At 33.1% G+C, this 18,091-nt stretch carries 5 protein-coding genes, 2 tRNA genes and 3 rRNA genes; 2 read left to right on the top strand and 8 right to left on the bottom strand.

The annotated features are described in order from the left end of the window. Positions 1-12: 12 nt before the first annotated feature. Genes L8X50_RS03810 through L8X50_RS03800 form a run of 3 tightly spaced genes read right to left on the bottom strand, consistent with a single transcriptional unit; the run spans position 13 to position 8,022 of the window. A complete protein-coding gene (locus L8X50_RS03810) occupies positions 13-2,058 on the bottom strand; it encodes a pentapeptide repeat-containing protein (protein ID WP_263660435.1) in 2,046 nt (681 codons plus the stop codon). 16 nt (positions 2,059-2,074) lie between these two features. Further along, positions 2,075-4,270, bottom strand: a complete 2,196-nt coding sequence (locus L8X50_RS03805; protein WP_263660434.1) for a pentapeptide repeat-containing protein — start codon at positions 4,268-4,270, stop codon at positions 2,075-2,077. After that, a complete protein-coding gene (locus L8X50_RS03800) occupies positions 4,270-8,022 on the bottom strand; it encodes an Eco57I restriction-modification methylase domain-containing protein (protein WP_263660433.1) in 3,753 nt (1,250 codons plus the stop codon). Before L8X50_RS03800 ends, L8X50_RS03805 begins: the two co-directional genes overlap by 1 nt. 212 nt (positions 8,023-8,234) lie before the next feature. Between L8X50_RS03800 and L8X50_RS03795 the strand changes: the two genes are divergently transcribed. Together L8X50_RS03795 and L8X50_RS03790 are read left to right on the top strand one after the other, a co-directional pair. Then, complete coding sequence (locus L8X50_RS03795; RefSeq protein WP_220566522.1) at positions 8,235-8,813, top strand: cytochrome C; 579 nt, start codon at positions 8,235-8,237, stop codon at positions 8,811-8,813. A gap of 1 nt (position 8,814) precedes the next feature. Then, on the top strand, positions 8,815-11,334 hold the full coding sequence (locus tag L8X50_RS03790) for a molybdopterin guanine dinucleotide-containing S/N-oxide reductase (protein ID WP_263660432.1): 2,520 nt from the start codon (positions 8,815-8,817) through the stop codon (positions 11,332-11,334). Positions 11,335-12,263: 929 nt separating this feature from the next. On the opposite strand, the gene rrf is transcribed toward L8X50_RS03790, so the two are convergent. The 5 genes from rrf to L8X50_RS03765 all read right to left on the bottom strand — a co-directional run bounded on the left by rrf (position 12,264) and on the right by L8X50_RS03765 (position 17,807). Next, positions 12,264-12,380: ribosomal RNA gene (rrf, locus tag L8X50_RS03785) — 5S ribosomal RNA — on the bottom strand. A gap of 295 nt (positions 12,381-12,675) precedes the next feature. Beyond that, a 23S ribosomal RNA gene (locus L8X50_RS03780) occupies positions 12,676-15,583 on the bottom strand. Positions 15,584-16,039: 456 nt separating this feature from the next. Then, a tRNA-Ile gene (locus L8X50_RS03775) sits at positions 16,040-16,116 on the bottom strand. A gap of 7 nt (positions 16,117-16,123) precedes the next feature. Continuing rightward, a tRNA-Ala gene (locus tag L8X50_RS03770) sits at positions 16,124-16,199 on the bottom strand. A 95-nt stretch (positions 16,200-16,294) separates the two neighbouring features. Then, positions 16,295-17,807: ribosomal RNA gene (locus tag L8X50_RS03765) — 16S ribosomal RNA — on the bottom strand. Together the 16S, 23S and 5S rRNA genes with 2 tRNA genes alongside form the textbook arrangement of a ribosomal RNA operon. Positions 17,808-18,091: the final 284 nt, after the last annotated feature.

Genomic DNA, 18,091 nt, shown 5'->3' with positions numbered 1-18,091 from the left:
ATGATTTTGCTTTTAGCTTGGCACTATGGAGTTTTTGCGTGCGGTTTTTTGGAGTGAGAATATACAGAGTAAAAGTATAATACTATATAAAACACTAGTGGATTTTATGACATTTGATGTGATTTCATCTTGGTTTATAGCTTTAGAAATTTCGGTATATTTTTTACCTAAAAATTCTGTTGCTATGGTTAAATTTTGTTCTTTTAAATCTAAGATATTATCTTTGTTTTCTATGATTAACTTCTTAGCCGCGTCTAGTTCTACAAAAGAAATGTCTTGATAATGCCAAGATAGGTTAAAATCTTTATGAGAAATTTTTGCAAGATTTAGAATAGAACTAGAATTTAAATCTTGAATGGCTTTTTCAATTTTACTTTCATGAAGTTTTTCTGATGAAAAAACACCTGTAAAAAGGTTGATAAATTGTGGTTTTTCAATTAAAACAGCAAAAAAACCAATATATGCCAAAGCTGCAATAAAAAAACGCAGGCATTTTTTACAAAAAAACACCAAACTAACAAAAGAAACTAATAAAATATAACAACATACAATAAGAGCTTCTAAAGCCGGTGTAACTATAAAATCAAAAACTGATTGAACAACACTGTCGTTTTGTAACAAAAAAAGAAACAAAGCATACAATGCAATCATTACAACTGTGAAATTAAGTATTTTTAAAAAACTTGTGTGATGATTACTAGTGTTTCTATATATAAACAATAATGTAAAATTAATCCATTCAGTAAAATTATACAATTCTTCTTTTAAAAATTTTGCAGTAGTATTTTTAAAATCTATATTATCATTTATGCTTGTAGCTTTTATCATAGTTTCTTTTTCTTTTGCATAAAGTTCTAGCTTATGCCATTCTTGAGCCTCTAAAATATTATTTTGACTTATCAAAACATCTTTTATAACCCTAAAAGAATCTTTTAAATTTTTAGCATATCTTAATTGATGTTTATTATTAATCTGATTTATTTTTTCTTTTTCTTCACTGTGCATATTTTCAATTTCGTTTTTATAAGTCTCGTCTTGATAATTATATTCTATATATTTTTCAACTGATTCAAAATCTAAATTATCTATATTGACATTTGTTAAATTTACAGCTTTTTGCTCTTTAAAATAACAAGCACTAAAATTTGGAGTTTTTTCAAATGTTACTCCATAAAAACAAGCTATTTTTTCAAATTCACACTCATGAAAATCAATATAACTATAAAATTTAGAATTGTTAAAATAAGCATTATCTTCAAAATGAGTATTTGAAAATTCTAATTTTGTTGTCTCCTTGTTTCCAAATTCACTATCCACAAAATAACTTCTATCTTCAATTTTATTTTTCCATAATTCTATGTCCTCTATAATACAATTTTTTATAAAAAGATACCTTTCAAATGTGTTTTCTTGTAAACTTAAAAACTTAATTTTTTTATTGTACTTATCGTGACAGTCTAAAAATACCAAATGACTTGAAAATGTATTATTATGAATAAATACACTTCTTTTAAATTTGCACTGAAAAAAACTTAATGATTTCTCAAAAATATTATTTTCAATCTTTGTTTCGTATCTATCAATAATACAATCATAAAAATACAAATGACTTTTAATTATCGTTACATTATTTTTTTCTACATCCCTTGGCTTATTAATACATAAATTAACATTGCAATTCTTAAAAATAAAATTATATGGAATATCCTTTATTTTATCAAATGATAAAAGCATATCTATTTTACTATCTTTTTTACCACAAATCAGATACCATTCTTCATCATCAAAGAATAGCTCATCTTTTTGCCTAAAATTTTCTTTTTTCAATTCTATCGAATCTATTAATTCTACCAACTCTAATGTTTTTTTTATTTCTTTTATTTTTTTTATTTCTTTTATATCGCTTGGGGTGTATATATTGCCCTTTTTTACTTTTAGAACTTCAGCTAAATTATTTTTAATTTTATTTTCATCAGTTTTATTCTTACCATTCTGATGTGTTTTTTTACAACATTTCTCTAAAGTATGAAGTATTTTTTCAAGTGTTTCTTTTATCATTTCATCTTCCTATATTTCAACTTGGCACTATGGAGTTTTTGCGTGCTGTTTTTTGGAGCGAGAATATCACTAAAGCTACAAGTATAAAATACACTACCGATAAACTAAGCAGTAAAGGATAAGTAGCATTAGTGTCTTTTTCTAAAAAGCTTCCAAACACAGGAAGCATTAAACTAGGTTTTGCAAGTAGTGCAAAAATGCAAACTATATAAGAAATACCTACAAAAAGAAATCTTTTAGGCTTACTATCAAAAACCATTATAAGTATAAAAGTACATGCAAATAGCATTATGATCATAAAATGAGTAATAATCGACTTAGGAAATCCTATGCAATAAACCACCCCTACAAACAAAGGAAAAAGCAAGAACCATAAGTATTGTTTATTCAACAAAGCAACTAAAATCACTAACAACGCAAAAAACAAAAATAAACCAAATTTTTCTACAAAAGTTAGTTGATTTCTGAGTGGATTTTCATATATAAACGATTTAACCGTGAAAAGAATTTTATCCATAGGTATAAATTGACTCAAGTTTTTAAATTCTTGCTCTATATTCAAGGATAAAAAATTATAAGTCGTTTTATTGTGCTCTTTAAAGATATAGCTTTCATTAGTATCTACTTGAACGATGTGATATTTTGCATTATTTTCTATGTTGGGTTGTTTAAATTTATCAAGTACAAAAGAAAAAAAGCTAAAAAGCATGATGATGATAAGTAGATTATGAAACACCTTTAGCAAGTCTGTATGATGATCACAAAGTTTACGGTAGAAAAAGAGTTGCCATTTATCTACTATATCTTTAAGAGTCTTGCCTTTTTTATTTTTTAGTTCTATCTCTTTACAATAAAGCTCATATTTATGAAAATTTGAAGCATCTAAAAAATTGTTATCTTTTATCAAAGCACTTTTAAAATTCCTGAAAGAATCTCTAAAATCATTTGCAATTTCATAATTATACTTACCTTTTCCTTGTAAAGACATTAGCTGTATTTTTTTATCTACCCTAGTAAAACCAAAATTTAAATTCGAATTTATAACGTTTATATTGCTCTTAAATAAAGCTTGAGAAAAATTTGGTATTTCATCAAATTGCACCCCATAAAAACAAGCTGTCTTTTCAAACTCACACTCGTGAAAATCAACTTCCTTTTTAAACCAAGAATTATTAAAATACACGCTTTCTTTAAATGTGCAAGTATTGAAAGCAACTTCATTGAAAGTATAATCCTTAAAATTCATATCTTGCAAAAAGATGCATCTTTCAAAATTTACACTCTTTATAAAAAGTTCTTTTGGTACATATAATTTTCCAAAAGTAATATCTTTAAAATTTATATTTTGTGTGAGCGTAAAATTATTTATAGATAAACTTATTTCTCCTTTAAAAGTTGAATTATTTAAAGATATGTTATTAGCTGAAAGAAAAGACAAATCAGTATTTTTTTCTATGGTGGAATTTATAATTTCTATATTGTGTCCTGTGGAGTTATTTAAAGTTAAATCTTTCAATATTTCACTATCAATAATATTTAATAAATCAAATGTTACACCTAGAATCAAATTATTTTCAAAATTTGATTCTATAATCGTTATATTCTTTCCAATAGCTCCAATAAAAGCAACTTTATCTTTACATTCTATGTAAAAATTAGCTTTATCACACTTAAATTTAGCCCTATTAAATTTCAATTCTTTTTGAAAATAACCTTTATAAAAATCTATATTACTACTAAAAATAGCCTTAGAAAAAACAACTTCATTTAAAAAAGTAACATTGGAAAAACTTATCTCTTTTTTATTTTCTGTATTTCCAAAAACAGCACCTAAAAAAGATACTTGTTTTTCAAAAGTAACATGAGAGCAAATAAAATTTTCAAAATTTGCTTGTTGAAAATTCACCTCTTCTTTAAAAGTACAACCTGAAAAAACTAATTCACCTATAAATTTAGAGCTAGCTTTGATTTCATTTATAAAAGTTACACCTGAAAAAGACATATCTAACAAAACATCTTTTGTAAAAATAATATTTTTAATTTCATTTACCCTTATATCAAGATCTTTAATACCTTTTTCTTGTAAAATCTTAAAATCTATTTTTTCAATTATTGCATTGCCAAATACACTTATTCTATCTTTTCCTATTGATATTTGTGTATTTGTTGCATAAATTCCATATTGTGTCAATCTCTGATCAAATTCATTCATCATTTTCCTTCAATGATTTTTATTTCTTCTTCGTTTAGGTTGTAAAGTTTATAAACGATAGAGTTTATTTTGGCTTCTTGGGTTTTGGTGTTTGCTTTTTTGTCTTGTTCTTTTAAAACTAAAATCTCATCGACTAAGCTTATAAGCTCGTTTGCTAGTTTTTCATTTTTAGAATTTATTTTTGGTATAGGAAGTTTTTCTATTTTATCTTTAGCTCCATAAGCATAAGAACCCGTTTGTATTAAATTTGTTTTTAAGGTAATTAGCCATTTATAACAATTAGAATTCATAAAAGCTAATATATATTTTAAACTTACTTCATCTGAAGTCATCATAAATAAAGAATTATTAAAAAACATAGGATCATTAATATATGAAAACAAATATTCTCCACTCACTGGGTTCCAAACTATTTTTTCTTTTTCAAATTCTTGATAATAAGCTATACTATCTTGGGTCTCAAACCATTTGTTACTTGTTTTCTTACGACAGCCTTTTTCTCCACTTTGTTTTATGCGTGGTAAAAATTTAGATAGATAAGATTTTAATGATGGGTATTGTTCTATATCGATGTTTAAACTTGGAAAAGTTCCTATCACCCAAAGCCCTGCCCACTCATAACTATATCTTTTTATATCTCTACCGCGTAGCATTTTGCGTATGAGTTTGGCGGTGCGTTCTTTTTCGGCTTCATCTTTGCATTTAGCTAAAATTTCATCTCTTTTTTCAGTAGTAATGATAAAGGCTTCATTATAGCCCGTTTTTATGCCATAGTTTATATTAAGCCCATGCCAGTCTTTAAGAGGAATGCCGTGCTTTTCTATCTTTGCTTTTAGTGCATTTGTGCTTTCATCATTAAAAGTAAAGCTTTCTTTGCTTAAAGAATTTTGTGCGATTTTGTTAAAATTTAAAATGCTTTCTATGCTAAAGTCGTTTTCTTTTAAAAGCTCGGTGTTTGGGGCTAGGTATTTGAAGCTATTATCTTTAGTTTTTGCTTTTTCAAAGCTTAGTATGGAAGTATCTACCGTAGCACTTTCAAAGACTTTTATGCCATTTAGATCGATGTATTCTAAAAGTGTGGTATTTTTAAGCAAAAATTCACGCAAAGGCTCTCCATAACCTGCTCTTGTGTATTTGTTTGAAGTGATGAATGACAAAACACCATTTTGTTTTAGCACATTAAACCCAAGTTCATAAAAGTAAGTATAAATGTCGCTTGTGCCTTTATATACTTTATAGTTTTTGGCTAAATTTGGCTTTAACTCTTTGATGTCTTCTTGTCTGATGTAAGGTGGGTTACCGATGATGAGATCAAATCCTTGAAAATTCCCGCTCTCATCAAGCACTTCACTAAATTCAAAACGCCATTCAAAAGGATTTGCACTTTCTAAGTCAAATATACTCTCATAAAGCTTTTTAAGTTTTTTAAATTCTTTCTTAGCCTCACTTTCATCAAAGTCAAATTCAAACATATTTTTAGAGAAAAATGCTCTAAAATTCTCATCTTTTTCATCTTGTGCTAAAAAATCGCCGTATTTTTTAGAGTATTCATTAGCACCGTTGGTAAGTTGCTTAATCTCTTTGGCAAATTTGTCTTTTAAGCAGAAATTTTTAAAAGACTCTTTAAGATTTTTGATCTCTTTTGCGATGAGAGTTTTATCGGTGTAAAAGCCTTCTTTGTAGTCTTTGACTATGCGTTTGTATTTATCCATGCGTTCTTTGATGTTTGGGTAGTGAGAAAGGCTTTTGTGAATTTCAAAATAACTTATAAGAGAATTCCCACATTTTATGTTGATATCGATGTTTGGTAGAGTTTTAAGATCATGATAGTTTGTATCATCAAAGCTTTCATAAAAGCTGTGTTTTAAAAGCTCTATCCAAAGCCTTAGTTTAGTGATCTCACATGAGTTTGGGTTGATATCTACTCCAAAAAGGTTGTTTTCTATGATGTCTTTTTTACGCTCGAAAAGTTCTTTTTGGCAAAGGTGGGTTTTGTCTTTGTCAAAATCAGGGCGTTTATACTCTAAAAACTGGCCTTTGTGATTTTGCACTAAAATTTCATCATTTTGCACGCTTAGGTAAAAGTCCTCTTCAAACAAACCAAGCTCATAATGCACCATAAGCATGGCATTTAAAGCTGAAACTAAAAAATGCCCACTTCCCACCGCAGGATCGCAAATGCGTATGGAATTTAGCAAGGCTAGTTTTTGCTCTTGAGGGATTTTTTCTTGGCGTAGCTGGGTTCTTAGCTCGTTTAGCTTGGTGGCATTTAGCTTAAAAGTATGGTTAAACTTATCAAGCACGACTTTTTCTATGCTTGTTTTACACATATATGAAGTGATAAAACTTGGGGTATAAAAACTACCTTCTTTGTAGCCATTTAGCTTTTCAAAGACATTTCCTAAAACGCTTGAGTTAATGAGTTCTTTTTGCTTGATGAGTTCTTCGCTTTGCTCATCTGCTCCAAAGTCAAAACTATCTAAAAACTCAAACAAATACTCAAGCAAACCTACTTTGCCTTTTTTGCTTTTGCCTTTGTCATCTTTTAACTGCGTGTGTGGGTGATACTCTAGCAAAGCATCATTTTCTAAAGTAGCGATTTCTAGTGTAGTTTTTTCGATGGCTTGTTTTTCAAAAAGTGATGAATTTAAATAAGGCAAATAGCTAAATTTACTCTGCGTCCTTGTGTGTTTTTCTTTAGCTAAGATATCAAAGAAAAGGTGTGAAAGGGTAGTAAAATTTGGAATTTTTTCATAGTTTAGAAATTTAAGGGTTTTATCATTGTTAAATCTAACTAAATTAGACTCAATAAGCTTTAAAAATAAAATGCGATTTAGCCAAAGTATGATGAATTTTAACACCTCTTCAAAGTCATGCTTTGGGAGTTTGCTCGCTATGAGATGATAAAGCGTGCCTTGGGCTTGTTTGCTTTGCTCACTTTGTGTGATGATGAATTTAGAAAGCTGTTTGCTCTCGCTTAAACCTAGGATGTATAAAAGCTCTTTATAGAATGCGTTGTTTAGTGAGTTTGCGTCATTTGGGCTAAATTCATTTAGCAAAAAGTCTCTATGAAAGGTTTTAAAAATGCTTGCTAGATTTTTGAAATTTGACTTTTGCTTGTCTTTTAAAAAGGCTAAATCGATGAAAAAGCCTTTTAAACTTTCTTTGGAATTTTCTATAAGTTTGCTTGCTTCTTTGTAAAATTCATCAGTATTGCCTTTAAAAAGTGAATTTGGGCTTTGAAATTCTTCAAAAAGCTTTTTAAAGCTTGTGTTTTTATAAAAAAGCTCTTCAAATTCACTAGCTTTGAAAATGTAGAATTTATAAAAGTCTGTGATAATGATAAATTTCAAACTAAAGCTATGCTCTCTGTTTCTAAAATAATACAAAATGGCTTCATGCAAGGCTTTGGAATTTGGCTTTGTATGGGTGATGAATTCTTTTGAGTTGGGCTTTTTAGCTTCGATGAGAACTTCTAAGTCTTTGCTAAGCTCATCTTTAGTAATGGCTAAATCAATCTCGCTTTTGCCTTTTTGCTTGGTTTTGATGTGGGTTTTGAAATTTAGAGTGGTTAAAAATGGACTAAGTGTGTTAGCTACAAGATAATCTTCATTTTCACTTTGTGAGCTTTCAAGCCTTTCTAGATACTGCATTAAAGCCTTGCTAAAAGTGTCAAATTCATTTTGTGTAATTTGCTTTTTGCGGTAGTAGGGGTTGAAAAAATCTTTTTCATTTAGCAAAGTAAAGTGCATTTTTAACCTTTATAAAGAATATTTTATATTTTACTAAAATTTACTTTAAAGGATTGAAAAGACTTTATGAAAAAATAAAAACAAATAAATTAAAAATTAATAAAAAATTATTAGATAATATTTATTATTGCATTTTTTATATTTTTATACTAAGAAAATTTTAATACTAAAGTTATACAATAAGTTTATATTAAAAATATCAAGGAGGCAAAATGGGAAAAATTTTAGTTTTCTGTTTAGCGCTTGTTTCTTTTGTTTGCGCTAAAAATGAATTTTTTACAAGTGAAGTAAGCTCACTTTACTTAAGCAAAAATGACACAAAAGCTGTTGGTAGATTGCTACCCACAAATCCTTTTGAAGTATTAAAAACTGATGGAAATAAAGTTTTAATCAAGATCACAGGCTATGTTAATCCTGCTTCGCCTTCTGTGCTTTATTACAACGATAGTCAAAGAATCATAGTTGCTGCATTTTCTAAAAATACAAAACTTGATTTTAAAACTTATACTAAAAGCAAAAATGGAAAATGGGATAAAGCTACCATAGAAGTTTGGACTGACAAGAAAGATTTTGCAAAAAGCAACAAAGAAATGTTTATAAAAGCTAAAGAGCTTTATATGAATAATTGCGGAATTTGTCATAGCGTTCATAAAGAAAGTGAATTTAGTGCTAATGGCTGGCCTGCTACTTTTAGATCAATGGTAAATAGAACAGGAATTGATAAAAAAGATCATTGGCTAGTGATACAGTATTTGCAAAAAAATGCAAAAGATTTTAAGGAGGTAAAATAAAATGGGACTTGATAGAAGAAAATTTTTAAAAATCGGAGCAGGGTTAAGCGTGTTGCCTTTAGCTCCTAGTTTAGCCATGAGTAAAAATATAGAAGTTTCTCAAATAAATTCTGGTTTAGTAAAAAATGGAAGTGTGATAACAGCAGCACATTGGGGAATTTTAAAACTTACCATTAAAGATGGTGTGGTAATTAAAAGTGAGCCATGGGAAAAAGTAACACAAATTGACAATCCTTTACAACACTATACAGCAGATATGATCTATAAATCGCGCGTGAAATATCCTTATGTTAGAAAAAGCTATCTTGAAAATCCCGACAGTCCAAAACCTGAACTTAGAGGAAAAGATGAATTTGTGCGTGTAAGTTATGATGAGGCTATAAAACTTATAGCAAAAGAACTTAAAAAAACAAGAGAGCAAAAAGGAACTCAAGCTATATTTGGTGGAAGCTACGGATGGAAATCTAGTGGAAATATGCAAAATTGTAGAATATTGCTCCATAGATTTTTAAATGTCACAGGTGGTTTTGTAGGGACTACCGGAGATTACTCAACCGGAGCTTCTCAAATAATAATGCCTTATGTTGTAGGCTCTATTGAAGTATATGAACAGCAAACTTCATGGGAAAACATTTTAGAACATTCTAAAATAGTAGTTATTTGGGGTGCTAATCCTATCGCTACTTTAAGAATAGCTTGGACTTCAAACGATCAAAGAGGTCTTGCTTACTTTGAAAAATTAAAAAATAGTAAAATCAAGGTTATTTGTATAGATCCTATAAAAACCGAAACTGCTAAATTTTTAAATGCACAATGGATCTCTCCAAAACCAAATACAGATGTTGCTATGATGATAGGCATGGCTAGTCATTTGATCGAAAAAAATAAAGTCAATTATGAATTTTTAGAAAATTATACAAGTGGATTTGATAAGTTCAAAGCTTATTTAGATGGCAAGAATGATGGTATTAAAAAAGATACAAAATGGGCAAGTAAAATTTGTGGAATTGATGAAAAAATCATCAAAACACTAGCTGAAAGTTTTTATGATAACCCTACTATGATCATGAGTGGTTGGGGTATGCAAAGAGCTCATCATGGCGAGCAACCTCATTGGATGTTAATAACCCTAGCTTCAATGCTTGGTCAAATTGGCACTAAAGGTGGTGGATTTGGCTTAAGTTATCACTATAGTAATGGCGGTGTTCCATCATGCAAAGGTGGTGTTATAGGAGGTATTACAGCAGGAGCTGTGGGAATTTGGGAAAATGGTAAATTTAAAGGTATGCCAAAAAATGGAGAATCTCAAGGTGGTGCTGAATGGCTACAAAATACTGCTAGTTATTCTTTTCCTGTAGCTAGAATAGCTGATGCTTTATTAAATCCTGGGAAAGTTATAGACAATAATGGTTCTAAAATAACCTATCCTGATATTGACTTTATTTATTGGGCAGGTGGAAATCCTATAGTCCATCATCAAAATACAAACACTAACATCAAAGCATGGCAAAAACCAAGAACTATAGTTGTAAATGAAATTTATTGGACTCCAACTGCCAAAATGGCAGATATTGTAATGCCTACCACAAGTTCTTATGAACGAGATGATATTACCATGAGTGGAGATTATTCTAATATGAATATAGCTCCAATGAAACAAGCAGTATTACCAATAGGCGAGAGTAAAGATGACTATGAAATTTTTGCTGATATTTGCAAAATATATGGAAATGATGTATTTAATGCTTATACCGAAAATGGTAAAAAAGCAAAAGATTTTATTAAAGAATACTACAATAGCGCTTTAAAACAAACTCAGGCTTATGGGGATGTATTTGAGCCAAAAATGCCAAGTTTTGAAGAATTTTGGGCCAAAAATGAGCCTATAACTTTTTCTCCAACCATAGAAAGCATGGAATGGGTGAGATTTTCTGAATTTATTGAAGATCCTATCTTAAATGCTCTAGGCACTGAATCAGGCTTGATAGAAATTTACTCAAAAACTATCGAAAAGTATAACTATAAAGACTGCAAAGCACATCCAATGTGGATGGAGCCGATAGAATGGCTAGGAAATGCTACTAAGGAAACACCTTTTCATCTACTAACTAATCATCCAACAGATAGGCTTCACTCTCAAATGTGCCATACCTCATTGCGTGAAAAATATGCAGTAAATGATAGAGAACCTATCTTAATCAATCCTATTGATGCTAAAAAACTTGGAATCAAAAATGGTGATATTGTAAGAGTTTTCAATAAAAGAGGTCAAGTTCTCGCAGGTGCTGTGGTAACTAAAGATATTATGCCAAATGTTGTAAGATTATGCGAAGGTGGCTGGTATGATCCAAATGATGAAGGAATGTGCAAATACGGAAATGTAAATGTCTTAACTATTGATATGCCAACTTCTGAATTAGCAAACGGAAACATTTCTCATACAGGCTTAGTAAATATAGAAAAATATAAGGGATTACCGCCTAAAATAACAGCATTTACAGCTCCAAAAGGCGCTGTATAAACATTCTCTTTCTTAGAAGATAATTTCTTCTAAGAAACCAATTATCCACCAATACAATGACTTATTATAAACTTTATTGTAAACAATATCACACATCACACTTTACAATACTATTTCAATATAAAACTAAAAAGTAAAAACAAATTTATTAAATTCACTATAAGCATTTTAAAATTAAAAACAAGCAAGCTAATAAATTACTAAAAATAAAGAATGATAAAACCAAGTCAAATACCCAAACAACATAAAACTAAATAAATTTCTAAAAAGCATAAAAAATAAAAAAACTATAAATTAATTAAAAAAAACGCAATATAAGAAATATAAGAAATATAAGAAATATAAGAAATATAAGAAATATAATCTAAAAAACTAAAACATATTTAGCAAACTACTAAAAAACAAAAAATAATTTTAGCAAATTGATAAAAAAGTCAACAAACAATTAAAAATAAACTACCAATAAATTATTAGAATACTTCAACATAGATTAAAAACCAAATTTAAAAACTATACTAAAAATAAAAAAACCTAATTTACCAGATTAATAAAAAACCAAAAACATAAGCAATAAAAAACTAAAAAACAAAAATTTATCAAACTCACTATAAACATTTTAAAGTTAAAACGACTAAATCCCCAAACCATACATCCCAAACCATATAAAACTAAAAACTAAAAATTATAAATAATTAAGAACTACAAGAAAGAAATATAATCTAAAATAATAAAAAATATAAAAATAATATCACAAACTAAAATAACTAAAATAACTAAAATAACTAAAATAACTAAAATAACTAAAATAACTAAAATAACTAAAATAACTAAAACAACTAAAACAACTAAAATAACTAAAATAACTAAAATAACTAACAATAAAAATAAATATAGGATTATATATAAAGTAAGAATAATAAGAATTAACAAGTCCGCAATGAGCTACTTTCCCCCTGCCAGTAAGGCGTAGTATCATCACCCACGATGTGCTTAGCTTCTTGGTTCGGGATGGAGCAAGGCGTCTCCACATCTGTATAATCACGGACATTGTTATTTAAATATTCTATTTAATATAGCATAATAAAAACAATCAATAAGATTTAAACATAAAAATCATTTTTATTTTAACTTTCATCTTATTCTTATATTTAGATGTTTTATTGAACTAAATACTTTATTGTTTCATTTTAGAATACTTAAAAAACAATGTTAAGAGCAAGTTCTAATATAAACTTTACTTATAAGATTTTATAAACTTAAGAATGTAATTTTTATATAAATATTTCATATAAAAACACTCAAAGCTTTATTAAAAACCTTAACAAGGAAGTGATGCTTAAATAAGATAAGCCAAACGCTCTATTAGTACTGGTCAGCTAAAGGACTTTCATCCATTACACACCCAGCCTATCAAACTAGTAGTCTTCTAGAGAGCTTAGAGAAGATTCATCTTAGAGTTGGCTTCACGCTTAGATGCTTTCAGCGTTTATCCGTTCCAAACTTAGCTACGCTGCGATGCTCTTGGCAGAACAACAGCTACACCAGTGGTTTGTTCAACCCGGTCCTCTCGTACTAGGGTCAAATCTCTTCAATCTTCTTACGCCCACGGCAGATAGGGACCGAACTGTCTCACGACGTTCTGAACCCAGCTCGCGTACCGCTTTAAATGGCGAACAGCCATACCCTTGGGACCTGCTCCAGCCCCAGGATGCGATGAGCCGACATCGAGGTGCCAAACCTCCCCGTCGATGTGAGCTCTTGGGGGAGATCAGCCTGTTATCCCCGGGGTACCTTTTATCCTTTGAGCGATGGCCCTTCCACACAGAACCACCGGATCACTAAGACCGACTTTCGTCTCTGCTTGACTTGTATGTCTTGCAGTTAAGCTGGCTTATACCTTTATACTCTACGAACGATTTCCAACCGTTCTGAGCCAACCTTTGTAAGCCTCCGTTATTATTTGGGAGGCGACCGCCCCAGTCAAACTACCCACCAGACATTGTCCCACTTGAGGATAACTCAAGCTAGTTAGCTACCCAAATAAGAAAGAGTGGTATCTCAACAACGGCTCATATACAACTGGCGTCATATACTCAAAGCCTCCCACCTATCCTGCACATTCTTATCCAAATAGCAGTGTCAAGCTGTAGTAAAGGTCCACGGGGTCTTTCCGTCTTGCCGCGGGTAGGAGGAATTTTCACCTCCACTACAATTTCACTGGATCCCTCTTTGAGACAGCTCCCATCTCGTTACGCCATTCATGCAGGTCGGTATTTAACCGACAAGGAATTTCGCTACCTTAGGACCGTTATAGTTACGGCCGCCGTTTACTCGGGCTTCGATCAAGAGCTTCGCTAATGCTAACCCCATCAATTAACCTTCGAGCACCGGGCAGGCGTCACACCCTATACATCCTCTTACGAGTTAGCAGAGTGCTGTGTTTTTGGTAAACAGTCGGGAGGGACTCTTTGTTGTAAGTTTCTTCGCTTTCGGAGTAAATCCTAATACGAAGCGAACCACACCTTATACCGAAGATACGGTGCTATTTTGCAGAGTTCCTTAAAGAGAGTTCTTCCACGCGCCTTAGAATACTCATCCCACCCACCTGTGTCGGTTTACGGTACGGGCAACATTAGCTAAACTTAGAAACTTTTCTTGGCTCGACGGCATCAGCAATTCTCCTCGCTGTCCGAAGACTTTGAAGAGCCTTTCAGTTCTCGGAGTATTGTTATACGGATTTGCCTATATAACCTCCTACGACCTTAGACTAGCACTTCCATCCGCTAGCTTGCTTAGCCCTAAGCGTCCTTCCATCGCACACTAATGTTGGTATTGGAATATTAACCAATTTGCCATCGTCTACCCCTTTCGGACTCGACTTAGGACCCGACTAACCCTACGATGACGAGCATCGCGTAGGAAACCTTGGGTTTACGGCGTTAATGATTCTCACATTAATTATCGCTACTCATGCCTGCATGCTCACTTCTATTCGCTCCAGCACTCCTTACCGGTATACCTTCGGCGCAAATAGAACGCTCTCCTACCACTTGATAAAATCAAGTCTACAGCTTCGGTACTTACTTTAGCCCCGTTATATTTTCCGCGCAAAATCACTAGACCAGTGAGCTATTACGCTTTCTTTAAAGGATGGCTGCTTCTAAGCCAACCTCCTGGTTGTTTAAGTAACTTCACATCGTTTTCCACTTAAGTAAGATTTAGGGACCTTAGCTGGTAGTCTGGGTTGTTTCCCTCTTGACGACGGATTTTATCACTCGCCGCCTGACTGCTGTGATTACATATAAGGTATTCGGAGTTTGATAGGGTTTGGTACATTGGTGTATGCCCTAGCCCATTCAGTGCTCTACCCCCTTATACTACGACACAACGCTATACCTAAATATATTTCGGAGAGAACCAGCTATCACGAAGTTTGATTGGCCTTTCACCCCTATCCACAAGTCATCCGGGGGCTTTTCAACGCCTATCGGTTCAGTCCTCCACTAGTTCTTACACTAGCTTCAACTTGCTCATGGATAGATCACTTCGTTTCGGGTCTGCAGCATCTGACTTAAGCGCCCTATTCAGACTCGCTTTCGCTACGGCTTCGCGTGTGCTTAACCTTGCCAGACACCACAACTCGCAGGCTCATTATGCAAAAGGCAGTCCATCACACTGTATTGCTACATAGTGCTCTGAATGATTGTAAGCAAATGGTTTCAGGTTCTATTTCACTCTGATCACCTCAGTTCTTTTCACCTTTCCCTCACGGTACTTGTGCACTATCGGTCTGGTAGTAGTATTTAGGGTTGGATCGTGGTCGACCCAGCTTCAGACAGGATTCCTCGTGTCCCGCCCTACTCAGGATACTGCTAGCTAAGGTTTGGTTTTCGTATACGGGACTATCACCCTCTATGGCTACACTTTCCAGAGTGTTCTACTAACCTTACCTATTGCACATTGCAGTCCTACAACCCCCAGTGCAAGCACTGGGTTTGCCCTCTTGCGCTTTCGCTCGCCGCTACTGACGCAATCTCTATTGATTTCTTTTCCTGTAGGTACTAAGATGTTTCAATTCCCTACGTTCGCTCCATTATGGTAGTATATATCTCTATATACTGGGTTGCCCCATTCGGAAATCTACGGATCAAAGCTTCTTGACAGCTCCCCGTAGCTTATCGCAGTCTAGTACGTCCTTCATCGCCTTTACCAGCCAAGGCATCCACCATTCGCTCTTAATAGCTTACCTTTTAAATTCATTCTAAAACGCATCACTTCCTTGTTAAAGTTTTTACGATAAGACTTTACTATCTTAAGACGGAAAGCATTTAAACACTTAATAAAACTAAAAATATTAATCTAACTAAGTTGTGAGTTTAAAACTTGTCTTTAACTAAAAGTTAAAGAAAAGATAGTTAGGTTTTATCCTTTAACAAGTCCTGTAAAATTGTTTTTATTAAAACTTGCTTGTGACTCTTAACAATGATAATTCAAATAACATTAAATAATTAATCTAATATATAAAATATTCTATTATTTATTTAGCTTAGGTCTTAAAACCTAAAGGAAGTATATATAAAGAGTTTAAATAATTTAAAAACATAAGTAATAAAGTATTTTACTTTACTTATTGCTTTATTATTAGCTATATACTTGCTTTAAGTTTTAAAACTTTATTATATGATTGATAAACAAATCTTTTTTATGGTGGGCCTAACAAGACTTGAACTTGTGACCTCACCCTTATCAGGGGTGCACTCTAACCAGCTGAGCTATAGGCCCTTATAAATGGTGGAGAATAGCGGGATCGAACCGCTGACCTCCTGCGTGCAAAGCAGGCGCTCTCCCAGCTGAGCTAATTCCCCAAAATTAGCTTTTCATCAATCTTTGAAATCTAAACAAGGATGATTGAGTCTATATATGAACTGATAGTTGTGAGACTTATCAGTTTGTACTCTAGAAAGGAGGTGATCCAACCGCAGGTTCTCCTACGGTTACCTTGTTACGACTTCACCCCAGTCGCTGATTCCACTGTGGACGGTAACTAGTTTAGTATTCCGGCTTCGAGTGAAATCAACTCCCATGGTGTGACGGGCGGTGAGTACAAGACCCGGGAACGTATTCACCGTAGCATGGCTGATCTACGATTACTAGCGATTCCGGCTTCATGCTCTCGAGTTGCAGAGAACAATCCGAACTGGGACATATTTTATAGATTTGCTCCACCTCGCGGTATTGCGTCTCATTGTATATGCCATTGTAGCACGTGTGTCGCCCTGGGCATAAGGGCCATGATGACTTGACGTCGTCCACACCTTCCTCCTCCTTACGAAGGCAGTCTATTTAGAGTGCTCGGCCGAACCGTTAGCAACTAAATACGTGGGTTGCGCTCGTTGCGGGACTTAACCCAACATCTCACGACACGAGCTGACGACAGCCGTGCAGCACCTGTCTCTAAGTTCTAGCAAGCTAGCACCCTCTTATCTCTAAGAGGTTCTTAGGATATCAAGCCCAGGTAAGGTTCTTCGCGTATCTTCGAATTAAACCACATGCTCCACCGCTTGTGCGGGTCCCCGTCTATTCCTTTGAGTTTTAATCTTGCGACCGTACTCCCCAGGCGGTACACTTAATGCGTTAGCTGCATTACTGAGATGACTAGCACCCCAACAACTAGTGTACATCGTTTAGGGCGTGGACTACCAGGGTATCTAATCCTGTTTGCTCCCCACGCTTTCGCGCCTTAGCGTCAGTTAAGTTCCAGCAGATCGCCTTCGCAATGGGTATTCTTGGTGATATCTACGGATTTTACCCCTACACCACCAATTCCATCTGCCTCTCCCTCACTCTAGACTACCAGTTTCCCAAGCAGTTCAACGGTTAAGCCGTTGGATTTCACAAGAGACTTGATAATCCGCCTACGCGCCCTTTACGCCCAGTGATTCCGAGTAACGCTTGCACCCTCCGTATTACCGCGGCTGCTGGCACGGAGTTAGCCGGTGCTTATTCCTTAGGTACCGTCAGAATTCTTCCCTAAGAAAAGGAGTTTACGCTCCGAAAAGTGTCATCCTCCACGCGGCGTTGCTGCGTCAGGGTTTCCCCCATTGCGCAATATTCCCTACTGCTGCCTCCCGTAGGAGTCTGGACCGTGTCTCAGTTCCAGTGTGACTGATCATCCTCTCAGACCAGTTAAGCGTCATAGCCTTGGTGAGCCATTACCTCACCAACTAGCTGATACTATATAGTCTCATCCTACACCGAAAAACTTTCCCTACTCAACTTGTGTTAAGCAGGAGTATAGAGTATTAGCAGTCGTTTCCAACTGTTGTCCTCTTGTGTAGGGCAGATTAACTATACCTTACTCACCCGTGCGCCACTAATCCACTTCTAGCAAGCTAAAAGCTTCATCGTTCGACTTGCATGTATTAGGCACGCCGCCAGCGTTCACTCTGAGCCAGGATCAAACTCTCCATAAAAAATACAGATAGTTTAATCTTTTTCTTCAAAGAAAAAGTATTTTAAAGATTAATAAAATAATCTTTAATTATTAATTGATAGATTTACATTAATTAAGGTAAATCTCTGGCTCAATCGATCACTTATTTAGATTTCAAAGATTGACTATAAGATTTGATTAACAATATTAATAATTTAAAGAACAAATATAAAAAAATTAAGATAAAAATCTTAAGTTTTTTAAGTCCCTTTTATTTGAAAAGGAAATGAAATTATAGCAGTAAAAGCTTAAAGTTTTATTAAA

This window comes from Campylobacter sp. CNRCH_2013_0898h (genome assembly GCF_025772965.1).
GTDB classification, from domain to species: domain Bacteria; phylum Campylobacterota; class Campylobacteria; order Campylobacterales; family Campylobacteraceae; genus Campylobacter_D; species Campylobacter_D lari_D.
The sequence above is the reverse complement of the archived record's forward strand: the minus strand, read 5'-3'. Positions and strand labels throughout refer to the sequence as shown.

What these genes read in the sequence shown, in the direction of transcription:
- L8X50_RS03810 (WP_263660435.1), bottom strand. Translation starts at nt 2,058, where the DNA reads ATGATAAAAGAAACACTTGAAAAAATACTTCATACTTTAGAGAAATGT.
- L8X50_RS03805 (WP_263660434.1), bottom strand. Translation starts at nt 4,270, where the DNA reads ATGAATGAATTTGATCAGAGATTGACACAATATGGAATTTATGCAACA.
- L8X50_RS03800 (WP_263660433.1), bottom strand. Translation starts at nt 8,022, where the DNA reads ATGCACTTTACTTTGCTAAATGAAAAAGATTTTTTCAACCCCTACTAC.
- L8X50_RS03795 (WP_220566522.1), top strand. Translation starts at nt 8,235, where the DNA reads ATGGGAAAAATTTTAGTTTTCTGTTTAGCGCTTGTTTCTTTTGTTTGC.
- L8X50_RS03790 (WP_263660432.1), top strand. Translation starts at nt 8,815, where the DNA reads ATGGGACTTGATAGAAGAAAATTTTTAAAAATCGGAGCAGGGTTAAGC.